The sequence below is a fragment of the Paenibacillus sp. fava2 genome (genome assembly GCF_058313675.1).
The window spans coordinates 1,028,016-1,039,670 of record NZ_CM177755.1; the positions used below are offsets into that span (position 1 = coordinate 1,028,016).

Annotated in this window: 9 protein-coding genes; 5 read left to right on the plus strand and 4 right to left on the minus strand. The window is 53.5% G+C overall.

Going from position 1 to position 11,655, the window contains the following annotated elements; all coding sequences use genetic code 11:
• The first annotated feature begins 59 nt into the window (after window positions 1–59).
• A complete protein-coding gene (locus tag AC4G46_RS04495) occupies window positions 60–1,367 on the plus strand; it encodes an ABC transporter substrate-binding protein (protein WP_491126865.1) in 1,308 nt (435 codons plus the stop codon).
• 156 nt (window positions 1,368–1,523) lie between these two features.
• Window positions 1,524–3,590, plus strand: coding sequence for a beta-galactosidase (locus AC4G46_RS04500; protein WP_491126866.1), 2,067 nt, complete (start codon window positions 1,524–1,526; stop codon window positions 3,588–3,590).
• A gap of 324 nt (window positions 3,591–3,914) precedes the next feature.
• Here AC4G46_RS04500 and AC4G46_RS04505 read toward each other — a convergent pair whose 3' ends face one another.
• A complete protein-coding gene (locus AC4G46_RS04505) occupies window positions 3,915–4,136 on the minus strand; it encodes a hypothetical protein (RefSeq protein WP_491126867.1) in 222 nt (73 codons plus the stop codon).
• A 115-nt stretch (window positions 4,137–4,251) separates the two neighbouring features.
• On the opposite strand from AC4G46_RS04505, the gene AC4G46_RS04510 reads away from it, so the two are divergent.
• Window positions 4,252–5,217: a LysR family transcriptional regulator gene (locus AC4G46_RS04510; protein WP_491126868.1), complete on the plus strand. Its 966-nt coding sequence runs from the start codon at window positions 4,252–4,254 to the stop codon at window positions 5,215–5,217.
• A 205-nt stretch (window positions 5,218–5,422) separates the two neighbouring features.
• Window positions 5,423–6,352 (plus strand): hypothetical protein, encoded by a 930-nt coding sequence (locus tag AC4G46_RS04515; protein WP_491126869.1) that lies wholly within the window; start codon window positions 5,423–5,425, stop codon window positions 6,350–6,352.
• Here the strand turns inward: AC4G46_RS04515 and AC4G46_RS04520 are convergent.
• Entirely contained in the window at window positions 6,282–7,118 is an 837-nt protein-coding gene (locus AC4G46_RS04520) for an AraC family transcriptional regulator (RefSeq protein WP_491126870.1), read from the minus strand. The two genes, AC4G46_RS04515 and AC4G46_RS04520, sit on opposite strands and share 71 nt — an antisense overlap.
• Before the next feature lie 120 nt (window positions 7,119–7,238).
• On the opposite strand from AC4G46_RS04520, the gene AC4G46_RS04525 reads away from it, so the two are divergent.
• Window positions 7,239–9,269, plus strand: a complete 2,031-nt coding sequence (locus AC4G46_RS04525) for a beta-galactosidase (protein ID WP_491126871.1) — start codon at window positions 7,239–7,241, stop codon at window positions 9,267–9,269.
• 97 nt (window positions 9,270–9,366) lie between these two features.
• Here AC4G46_RS04525 and AC4G46_RS04530 read toward each other — a convergent pair whose 3' ends face one another.
• Both AC4G46_RS04530 and AC4G46_RS04535 read right to left on the minus strand, forming a co-directional pair.
• Window positions 9,367–10,557 carry a Ger(x)C family spore germination protein gene (locus tag AC4G46_RS04530; RefSeq protein WP_491126872.1) on the minus strand — a complete coding sequence of 397 codons (1,191 nt, stop codon included), beginning with the start codon at window positions 10,555–10,557 and terminating at the stop codon, window positions 9,367–9,369.
• Window positions 10,550–11,653, minus strand: coding sequence for a GerAB/ArcD/ProY family transporter (locus tag AC4G46_RS04535; RefSeq protein WP_491126873.1), 1,104 nt, complete (start codon window positions 11,651–11,653; stop codon window positions 10,550–10,552). Before AC4G46_RS04535 ends, AC4G46_RS04530 begins: the two co-directional genes overlap by 8 nt.
• Window positions 11,654–11,655: the final 2 nt, after the last annotated feature.

The following is an 11,655-nucleotide window of genomic DNA, read 5'->3' on the forward strand; positions in this document are numbered from 1 at the left end:
CGAATCCTTCGTTCCATACATTTTATCAAGCATTCAAACTTATCAAGGGGGAAAATAGAATGAATAAGAAACGTACTGCAGTAATGATGTCCAGCGTAATGCTGATGTCTGTTGTGCTCGCGGCTTGCGGCGGCAATAACAATACCGCTTCAAATAACGCACAAAATGGAAGCGCTGGCAACTCCGCTTCCGGAGAAGTGAAAACGGTTAAAATCTTCCAGTTCAAAACGGAAATCGTAGAAGGCCTGAACGAGCTGAAGGTTGAATTTGAAAAAGAATATCCGAACATCAAGCTGGACATCCAGACTGTCGGCGGCGGTGCGGACTATGCGGCAGCCCTGAAGACTAAATTCGCTTCCGGCGATGCGCCTGATATTTTCTCAAACGGCGGTTATGCGGAAATGGAACTGTGGGGAGACAAGCTCGAGGACCTGTCTGACCAGCCTTGGGTGAAGGATCTGATTCCTTTGGCAGCTGAGCCAATGACCAAGGACGGCAAAACCTATGGTATGCCAATGAACCTTGAAGGTATCGGTTATGTCTACAATAAGGATCTGTTCGAAAAAGCAGGCATCACCGAAACACCTAAAACCATCTCCGAGCTGGAAGAAGCGGCTAAAAAGCTGCAGGCTATCGACGTTATTCCTTTCGGTAATGCTTATCAGGAGTGGTGGCTGCTGGGTAACCAGGGGATCAGCGTAGCTTTTGCACAGCAGGATAATGTGGATGAATTCATCGCTGGCCTGAATGGCGGAACGGCTTCGATCGTCGGCAACCAGGTGTTCAAGGACTGGAGCAACCTGCTGAACCTGACTGTGAAATACGGCCAAAAGAACCCGCTGACTACCGATGCCAACACTCACCTGGCTATGTTCGCTAACGGTGAAACGGCGATGATGCAGGAAGGCAACTGGGCACAGACGCTGGTTGACAATATCACTCCGGACATGAACATCGGTATGTTCCCAATGCCGATCAACGATGATGCCGAGAAGAACGACAAGATGACTGTAGGGATTCCGGCCAACCTGGTTGTGAACAAGGATTCCGCATCCAAAGAAGAAGCTAAAACGTTCCTGAACTGGCTCGTAACTTCCGACATGGGTAAAGAATATATCACGAAAAAATGGAAGTTCATCCCGGCCCTGTCCACTATTGAAGCAACACCTGAAGATATCGGCGACCTTGGTTCTGACGTATTCAAATACGTGCAGGAAGGCAAAGTCTACGGACTGCAGTCCTCCAAGTTCCCTGACGGTGTAACCCAGGAATTCGCAAGCGTAATCCAGCAGCTGATCGCCGGCAAGGTTGACGAAGCAGGCTGGGAAACAGCTATGCAGGGTGCTTGGGACAAGCTGAAGAAGTAAGATTTTTGAGATAGAGATATAGAGTCCTATAAAGGACCGTTTAAGTTGGATTAAGAAAGTGGATTTGCCGGGGCGTTCCCGCCTCTCGCATCAGTGATGTGAGGCGGGGACGCCTTTTTGGTAAAATGGAACCATGCAGGAAAGGAGAGGGAATCAATGGGGATGAACAGTTACGGTAAAGAAGAGAGCGGTTACATCAAGGGGGATAGTGATTACAGTAAGGAAAAGAGTGACTACAGCAACGTTCAGATCGGCGTCGATTATTATCCGGAGCATTGGGATGAGTCCATGTGGGAAGAGGACATGAAGTTAATGAAGGAAAGCGGCGTCCGGGTGATCAGGGTAGCCGAGTTTGCCTGGAGCCGGCTTGAGCCGGTGGAAGGGCGCTTTGAGTTTGCATGGCTCGACCGGGCGATCGACCTGCTGCACCGCTACGGTATGCAGGTGGTTATCGGAACGCCTACAGCAACGCCTCCGCGCTGGCTGACAACGGCGTATCCTGATGTATTGCCGATATTTGCTGACGGGCAGATCTATCATCCGGGAGTGCGCGGACACCGCTGCTATAACAGCTTGTCGCTGAAGCAATCCGGTACGCGTATTGTAGAACAGTTGGCCAGGCATTACAGCGGACATCCGGCTGTAATCGGCTGGCAGACAGACAATGAGTTCGGGATGATTGACTGCCACTGCGATGCTTGTAATACGGCATTCCGCAGCTGGGTTCAGGACAAGTACGGCAGTCTGGAGCGGGTAAATGCCGAGTGGGGCACGGTAGTATGGAGCGGGGAGTACAGTGACTGGGACGAGCTTACTGTCCCTTATGGAGGCTCGAAGTTCCAGAATCCCTCGCTGCTGCTGGATTTCCAGCGCTTCCAGTGGGATTCGGTGGTGAAGTTCCAGCAGACCCAGCTGGAGGTACTGCGCGCTGAATGTCCGGGACATTTCGTTACGCACAACTTCCACAGCTATCCGCAGCGGCTGGATATGTATGCGGTCGGTGCGGATCTGGATGTGGCGTCCTTTGATTATTATCCTAATACGTCGCCGGATAAGCAGGCGACGACTCCTTACAGCGGGGCGCTGTCGCTGGATGTGACACGCGGGATCAAGCGGAGCAATTTCTGGATTATGGAGCAGCTCAGCGGACCGCCGGGGTGCTGGATGCCGATGTGGCGCACGCCATATCCCGGATTTATCCGCGCTTATGCGTGGCAGAGCATCGCCAGAGGGGCGGATACGGTTGTCCATTTCCGCTGGAGAAGCGCGGTTGCCGGCGCTGAGCAGTACTGGCACGGGCTGATCGACCACAGCAATGTGCCGGGACGCAGATTCACCGAGTTTGCACAGCTGTGCAGTGAGGTGAACCAGCTTGGCGGTAAGCTCAAGGGAACCGTACTAAGGCATGAGGTGGCCATACTGCATTCCCATGAGCAGAAGGCGGCACTGGATATTCAGCCGCAGGCTGAGGGGTTCGATTACTATGAGAACATCAAGCAGATTCACCGTGCTCTGACGAAGCTGGGCATCGGCTGCGATGTGATCCGTGCGGGAGAGCCGCTGGACGGCTATAAGCTGGTCATTGCGCCAAGCCTGTATCTGCTTGGCGAGGAGCTGGCGGCACAGCTGGAGGAATACGCAATTGCCGGCGGTACGCTGATCCTGACGAACCGGACAGGTGTGAAGAACATGGACAATGTGTGCGTCATGCAGCCGCTGCCGGGCCTCTTGAGCCGCGCTGCCGGAGTTTGGGTGCATGAATATGATCCGGTCGGCGGCGCTGCCCATGTAATCCGGGACGAGGCCAGTGATACCTTTGCCTGCAGCCAGTGGTGCGATCTGCTGACCCCGGTAACTGCAGAGCCTATTGCCTGGTACAATGATGATTTCTATGCCGGCACTCCGGCAATCACCGTCAACCGCTTCGGCAAAGGCGAGGTTTACTACTTCGGCACCCAAGCCGAGGAACGCTACTGGTCGGGACTGCTTGGCAGTCTGGCCGGCAGGCACGGGCTCCGGCGCTTCGCGGGCCTGCCGGACGGCGTTCAGGCTTCCGTACGCAGCGGGGAAAACGGCAGCTTCCTGTTCCTGCTGAATCTCAGCCGGACAGAGCAGGCCGTACCGCTGGACAAGGATTACCGCTGCGCATTTAGCGGAGAGGCGCGCTCAGGTCTGCTGCTGCTTGCTCCATACGGCGTGGAGATTCTGGAGCTGGAAGGGTAGCGGCCAGCCGGAAGCCAACAGACTGAGCAGCCTTTATTTTGATAAATCATATATTTTCGCAGTCTAACGGACATCAGCGCTCTTATTCTCCGGATTTTCTGCCAAATGCGGCTGGAAGTAAGGGGATAAGAGCGCTTCGGTCCGTTAAACGGATAAAGGTATGTTTTTCGGGTAAGTAAGGTCGCTGCTGAACGTAAGAATTGCAGGAGCGGGCAGAGGGGGCTCTGTAAAAGCATCCGCAGATCGTTAGTGCTCAATTTCAGTGCATAGATGGCTGCTGCATTTATAAATCGTTACTTCATTTATGGAAGGGACGCTTATGGCTTAAGCTGAGGGATGCCGTCTTCTGCCTTTATTGCCGAGGCGGCGTGAAAAGGGAACTGGCGCGGTTGCCGGTCTTCTTTCAAGGCCGGCCTGCTGAGCTTCCTCTTCGCCGCGCATGATGGCGAGCAATTCATACACAGTGGTGATGCGGCTGATATCTATAGCTTTTTCGCTGCCTTCCTGGCCTCCGGGCACCTTGAAGCTCCAACGTTTGGTATCCATGTTTGTTCACTCCTTAAAAGTTTTGTAGGATCGCTTGGGTCTGATAACGCAGTCATCTTTTATATTTCCATCATATTCCCTGCGGCTTTTCTTGTATAATGAAGGGAAATGATGGATGGCATCACTGCAAGTGATGGCTGCTTTTGGAGGGGGAGTACGGATTATGGATATAGGGCTTCTCAGGGTATTTCAGGCAGTGGCCGAGGAAGGAAGCATCTCCAAAGCGGCGCAAAGTCTGAGCTATGTTCAATCGAATGTGACGGCACGGATTCAACAGCTGGAGCAGGAGCTGAAGACGCCGCTGTTCTACCGGCACAGCCGGGGGATCACGCTGACTTCAGCCGGACAGACCCTGCTTGAATATACAGTCCGGATCTTCAAGCTGCTGGATGAAGCGCAGCAGGCGGTTCTGGATTCGCCGGTTCCCAAGGGCTCCATTATGGTCGGCTCCGATACAACCGCTGCTGTCCGGCTGCCTGTTATACTCTCCGCCTACCGGAGCTGTTATCCGGACGTTGAGGTCCAGCTGCAGATCTGCCGGCCCTCTGAACTGATCGACGCTGTTCTGCAGCATACTGTCCAGGGCGCTTTTCTGGACGGACCGGTCGAGCATCCGGAGATTGTGCAGGAGCTGGTCATCAATGAGCAGCTGGGGCTGATCATTCCGGACAGCATGGACTACGAGGGCTTGCAATCCATTCACGGGCAGACCCTGCTCATGCTGAATGCGGAGTGCCTGTACCGGATGAGGCTGGATGCCTGGCTCAGGGAGGAGGGCTTCCGGCTCGGCAAGGTGATGGAGTTCGGGACGATGGAGGGCCTAATGGCCTGCGTCAGGGCGGGAATCGGCTTTGCAGTGCTGCCGGTCTCCTATTTCAGACGGATGAACATTACGCAGGGGATTTCCTGCTACCCGTTCCCGGAACGCTATGCAGAGGTGCCGACCGTATTCATCCGGCGGCGTGACCTGTATATGACAAGCGCCTTCCGCGAGTTCATCGAAGTGCTGAAGGTGCATCTGCCGGAGGCGGTCTTCAGCAACGGGCTCCCTGCTGCCGGGGGCAGGCGGGTGGATGCCTGAGATAGATGCTACCTGAGGCCTGCCGGCAGATGCTGCTAAAGTAAGCAGGCTTCCGCTTCACGGAAACCGTGAAAGCCGGAGATAAAGGAACAGGGCACCAGCCCCCGGAGTATCCGGGAAGGCGGTGCCCTGTTTTGTTGTGTTTGTTACGCCTATTTTAATGCTCATCACTCTTGTACAAGGCTCGATGTTTATTTCAGCGCAAATGAAAGGCATTTTTGCCTTTGAATTCGCCGAATCCCCCGGATCAGCGCAAATGAAAGGCATTTTTGCCTTTGAATACGCCGAATCCCCCGGATCAGCGCAAATGAAAGGCACTTTTGCCTTTGAATTTGCCGAATCTCCCGGATCAGCGCAAATGAAAGGCACTTTTGCCTTTGAATTTGGCGAATCCCCCGGATCAGCGCAAATGAAAGGCACTTTTGCCTTTGAATTTGGCGAATCTCCCGGATCAGCGCAAATGAAAGGCATTTTTGCCTTTGAATACGCCGAATCCCCCGGATCAGCGCAAATGAAAGGCATTTTTGCCTTTGAATACGCCGAATCCCCCGGATCAGCGCAAATGAAAGGCACTTTTGCCTTTGAATTCGCCGAATCCCCCGGATCAGCGCAAATGAAAGGCACTTTTGCCTTTGAATTCGCCGAATCCCCCGGATCAGCGCAAATGAAAGGCATTTTTGCCTTTGAATTCGCCGAATCCCCCGGATCAGCGCAAATGAAAGGCATTTTTGCCTTTGAATTCGCCGAATCCCCCGGATCAGCGCAAATGAAAGGCATTTTTGCCTTTGAATTTGCCGAATCCCCCGGATCAGCGCAAATGAAAGGCATTTTTGCCTTTGAATTCGCCGAATCCCCCGGATCAGCGCAAATGAGAGGCACTTTTGCCTTTGAATTTGCCGAATCTCCCGGATCAGCGCAAATGAAAGGCACTTTTGCCTTTGAATTTGCCGAATTTCCCGAATTTCCCGGATCCGCCAAACGCCAGCTGTGGCACAATACCACCAGCCGCGCGGGTTCCACAGAACACGCTACTATTAACAGTCTTCAATCTGCCACAGTGCCGGTCAGTGCAGCCGCCGGAACTGATCCGGGGTTGTGCCGGACTGCTTGCGGAAGGTGGCTACGAAGTGGCTGACATCGCGGAAGCCGACCAGCTGGGAGATGGTTTTGACAGTCATAGCCGGTTTGCTGACCAGTAATTCCTTACTCTTGCGGATCCGCAGGCGTACAAAATAAGCGTAAGGAGATAGACCGAAGGTCTGAAGAAACAGGCTGTTCAGATGGCGGCCGGACACATCAAGCTGTGAAGCAAGGTCGTACAGGCCGATAGACGGATCGCCGTAATGGCTGTCCATCCACTTCAGGAGCGGCTGTAGCTTATCGACATTCCGCGAGATGGAGGTATTGTTATGCAGGTGCCCGTACTTGTTAAGCGTCAGCAGGAAGCGGTAGGCGTCGGTGGATACGCCCAGGCTGAACATGTCTGCAGCGGCATCATGCCGGTCCAGGATATCCTGCAGCATCCCGGCCAGCGGCGATTCATTCTCCCAGCGGTAAAAGGAATTCCTGTGCATGCCTGCAGATTCAAGTATGTGCCGGGATGAGCTGCCGCCGAAGGTGAGATAGTAGGTGCACCAGTTCTGTGACGATAGCGCCTCATACCTGTGCGGGGTACCTGGCAGCAGCAGTATGCCGCTGCCTTCGGACAGCGTAAGCTTCTTGTCCTCGAAATGGATGATCCCTTCGCCGGAAGCCGTCTGCAGCCAGTGATAGACGTAATAGCCGTCCGGCCGCGAAACGTTTTCCTGGTCAGGATTATAGCCCATGCTGTCCAGTGTAATGGGCAGATGCTCCCCGCCTTCACGGGCGAATACAATTCTGCGCGGGGGTGAAGATAACAATAGAAGTCACCTCTGTGTTATGCCATATTATTATATCTAATGGCGCGAATTTTATATTTATAGCGGTAAGTTTAAAGGTTAAACTAAGTATATACTTATACTATAAAGGAAGTGCGATACGTGATCAACAATAAATTACCGAAAATCTGGTACGGCGGTGATTATAATCCCGAGCAGTGGGATGCCCCGGTATGGGCAGAGGATGAACGGATGTTTAAGCTGGCCGGGATTGATGTAGCGACGATTAACGTCTTTTCCTGGGCAATGATTCAGCCTTCTGAAGATACCTATGATTTCTCGGAGCTGGATCAGCTGATGGACCGGTTATATAAAAATGGAACCTATGTATGTCTGGCAACGGGAACGGGGGCGCATCCGGCATGGATGGCACACCGCTATCCTGAAGTGACTCGGGTTGATGTCCAGGGCAGAAAACGCAAATTCGGCGGCCGGCATAACTCTAATCCGAACAGCCCGGTATACCGCAAATATTCAGCCAGGCTGGCCGGCAAACTGGCTGAGCGTTATAAGGACCATCCGGCACTGCTGATCTGGCATATCTCCAACGAATACGGCGGCTACGATTATTCAGAGGAATCTGCGGCGGCCTTTCGGGTCTGGCTGAAGGACCGTTACGGCTCGCTCGACGTGCTGAACAAAGCCTGGAATACCAAGTTCTGGGGCCATGTCTTTTATGACTGGGAAGAAATTGTGGTGCCGAATGAGCTGAGTGAGGAATGGAACGGGAACCGTACCAACTTCCAGGGCATTTCCCTGGATTACCGGAGGTTCATGTCTCACAGCCTGCTGGAATGCTACAAGCTGGAGAAGGAGGCCATCCGGGAGCACAGCCCTAATATTCCGGTAACCACCAACCTGATGGGCTTCTATCCGGAGCTGGATTATTTTGAGTGGGCCAAGCATATGGATGTAATCTCCTGGGATAACTATCCGGCGCTGGATACTCCGGTCAGCTTTACGGCGATGACGCATGATCTGATGCGCGGACTGAAGAACGGCCAGCCGTTCATGCTGATGGAGCAAACGCCGGCCCAGCAGAACTGGATGCCTTACAACTCAGTGAAACGTCCGGGTGTGATGCGTCTGTGGAGCTACCAGGCGGTAGCGCGCGGAGCAGACACTGTGCTCTTCTTCCAGCTGCGCCGTTCGATCGGTGCCTGCGAGAAGTACCACGGCGCCGTTATCGAGCATGTCGGCCACGAGCATACCCGCGTCTTCCGGGAATGTGCAGAGCTTGGCCGGGAGCTTGAGCTGCTTGGCGATGAGCTGCTGGATGCAGTCAGCGCGGCGCAGATCGGGATCGTCTATGACTGGGAGAACCGCTGGGCACTCGACCTGTCGAGCGGACCAACAGTAGCCCTTGATTATGTAAAAGAAGTGCATAAATACTATGATGCGCTCTACCAGCAAAATATTGAAGCTGATATCATCGGTGTAGAAGAGGACCTGTTCAAGTACAAAGTGGTCATTGCACCGGTCATGTACATGATTAAGCCGGGCTTTGCCGCCAGGGTTGAGGCTTTTGTCAAGGCAGGCGGAACGTTCGTGACCACCTTCTTCAGCGGGATCGTCAATGAAAATGATCTGGTTACAGTAGGGGGCTATCCGGGAGAGCTGCGCAAGGTGCTCGGCATCTGGGCGGAGGAGATCGATGCGCTGCTGCCGGAGATGAGCAACGAAATCGTAATGGACAGTGAGTGGGGGACATTAAGCGGCACTTACGGATGCAATCTGCTCTGCGATCTGATTCACTCTGAAGGAGCAGAAGTGCTGGCCCGTTATGGAAAAGACTTCTACAAGGGCATGCCGGTATTGACCGCCAACAGCTTCGGGGACGGTAAAGCTTATTATGTGGCTTCCAGTCCGGAAGCCGGCTTCCTGCACGGCTTCCTCACGAACCTGTGCGAGGAGAACGGCATCAAGCCGCTGGTAAAGGCGCCGGCAGGCATCGAGTCGGTTCAGCGTGTGAAGGACGGCGTATCGTATCTGTTCCTCCTGAACCACAAGGAGGAGGAGCTTGGCGCGGATATCGGGACAACGGAGCGCACCGATCTGCTGACCGGCCAAACCTACAGCGGCACGGCTATGGTTCCGGGCCGGGGTGTTCTGATTTTGTCCGATAAGAAGTAACACAAATCTTAGCGTTTGAATATGCCAAATAAACCGGCAAGTTTCCTGATAAGGAAGCCTGCCGGTTTTTATTTGAATGACCGCAGGAGCGGGAACCTTACTCGGTAAAGGATCCGAAATCTGTAATGCTGAGATCATATTTGAAGCTGATCCGGGAGCGGCTGAACGCCTCGTCCCAATGGTCCTCAACCTTTTTCCAAACCCGGGGCTGCTGAATGCTGAGTATTTCTCCGAAGCCGGCGACATCTGCTTTGTAATCCTGCTGCAGCTTGCCGATCATATGCTCCATCATCTGCTTCAGCTTATCTTCGAAAAGTTTGGCTGCCCTTTCCGTATTATCACCCGTAGAAGGGATGCTTGTAGTGCTCCACGTTTCAATCAGCCGGCCCTGTGTCTCGATGGACACCTCAAACAGAATCTCGTCCCCTTCCGTACGGGCCTTGATCTTGCTTTTCAGTGCCTTCAATTCATAGGTCATCGGCTCATTGTCCCAGTCATAGGTTTTGATGGCGCCGGCATCACCCTTGCCGGTCAGCCAGGACAGACATTCCGTGTCTTCCTGGCTTAGATTGCCGACCCAATTTCCTGAGTCTCCTTTAACAACCGCTGCTCCGGCAAATTCGGTCTCGCCGTCCGCAGTAACGAGATTCTGAAGCGCAAAGCTCCGCTTGGCGTAGATGAGCGCATCCAGTTTGGACAGAATCATCGGACCCATTACTTTACTTGTTCTGGCCTGGTTACGGAGCATCTGCCGGATATGAAAGGAAGGGATTTCATCATTGAGCTTGGTGACCATCGTCTCCTCTGCCCGGCCCTGGCTGATAAATACCAATGTGCTGGGCCGGATATCATTGTCACGGAGCACAAAATCCAACAGCTGCCCTATCGACTGCTGCTTCAACAGCTCGGCTGAGATCACGATAACTTTAAGATGATGGCCGACAATCGGCCGTTCGTTCCGGATAGAGAACTGACGGAAAATCTCAAGCACAGAGTCTCCGGTGCCCGAGACATTCTGATAATGCGCAGCCTGCTGGCCTCCTTGTTTGTCTGTATTCCCTATAGTTTTCACTGGAACAACCTGAACTGTGGCTGTGACCTTGTTTCGTTTGGAATAGGAGATGCCCTTCTCCTCCAGCTCCTTCTCTGCTTTGGTCAGCTCTCCCGTATCGAGGGCGAGGCCGGTGTAAAGCGCCAGATCCTCGATCTCCTTACTGCTCCAGCATCCGGTCTGAGTAGTAATTAACAGAGAGAGACAGAGGATAAGCAGCAGTAGCCGCCTATACATGCTGCTTCAGTCCTTTCGTGCGGATGAACCAGATGATGGAGAGCAGCACGGGCAGCAGCAGAAACAGGACAAGCCCCATTCTGCCGATGAAGTCCCCGAGACTGAACACTTCATTAACGGTTTTGGGAATCATCGCCGAGATGAAAATGACTGGCACCAGCATATAGATCACCGCATGTAGCTTCACCCGGAAAACCTGGGAAAGGCCCAGTGAGGCCTGAAAAAAGAAGCTGCAGAAGTTGCAGAACATTTGCATCAGCCAGATCACCATCAGCGGAAATTCCAAACGCTCGAACAGGAAGCCGCTGATTTCAAAGCTGCGGATCAGGTCGATGGTCGGCCAGGTGCTTGTGATGGCCGAATTTATGGAGAGCCCGCCAATGACCATGACTACTGTCAAAAGATACAGCCCGACCGGAATGCCGATGCCGATCAGCATTGTTTTTACCGCGTGCTCCGGTCTCTGCATAAACCCTACAAGCGTCAGGACGACCTCACAGCCGCTGTAAACGAGAACGGTTGATTTCAGACCGTGAATGACAGGCATTATTCCGTTTCCGAGGACAGGGCGCAGATTGTCGATATCGAACAGCCGGAAGCTGAGCGCGTAGCAGATCATCAGGGTCATGATGCTGATCGGGAATACGATCTGGAACACCCTGGCGATGGAATTGATGCCGCCGTAGACAAGATAGGTTCCCGCCCAAATAAAAGGCAGGACAATTGCCCAGATAGGCGTGCCCTCCAGCAGGAAGAACAGCGTAACCTCCGCCAGTGAACGGATTTCAAAGCCGGCCAGGATCAGAAAATAAAGAATCAGCACCAGGCAGAGCACCGCACCGGGGACCCGGCCGATGATTCTCCCCGCATACTGGAAAATGGTTTTGCCGGGAAACTGCTGGCTGATCTTTGCCATCAGCGTTACCACCGCCATCACAATGATACCGCCAAGCATTACGGACAGCCAGGAGTCCGGAGTTTTCACGGCTTCGCTTACGCCGCGCGGCAGGGTCAGAATTCCGGCACCAAGCACGGTGTTATTAAGGAATACTGCTGCTTGAGTAGCGGTGATTTTGTCATCCGTACGAATAAACAATC

What these genes read in the sequence shown, in the direction of transcription:
- AC4G46_RS04495 (WP_491126865.1), top strand. Translation starts at nt 60, where the DNA reads ATGAATAAGAAACGTACTGCAGTAATGATGTCCAGCGTAATGCTGATG.
- AC4G46_RS04500 (WP_491126866.1), top strand. Translation starts at nt 1,524, where the DNA reads ATGGGGATGAACAGTTACGGTAAAGAAGAGAGCGGTTACATCAAGGGG.
- AC4G46_RS04505 (WP_491126867.1), bottom strand. Translation starts at nt 4,136, where the DNA reads ATGGATACCAAACGTTGGAGCTTCAAGGTGCCCGGAGGCCAGGAAGGC.
- AC4G46_RS04510 (WP_491126868.1), top strand. Translation starts at nt 4,252, where the DNA reads ATGGCATCACTGCAAGTGATGGCTGCTTTTGGAGGGGGAGTACGGATT.
- AC4G46_RS04515 (WP_491126869.1), top strand. Translation starts at nt 5,423, where the DNA reads ATGAAAGGCATTTTTGCCTTTGAATTCGCCGAATCCCCCGGATCAGCG.
- AC4G46_RS04530 (WP_491126872.1), bottom strand. Translation starts at nt 10,557, where the DNA reads ATGTATAGGCGGCTACTGCTGCTTATCCTCTGTCTCTCTCTGTTAATT.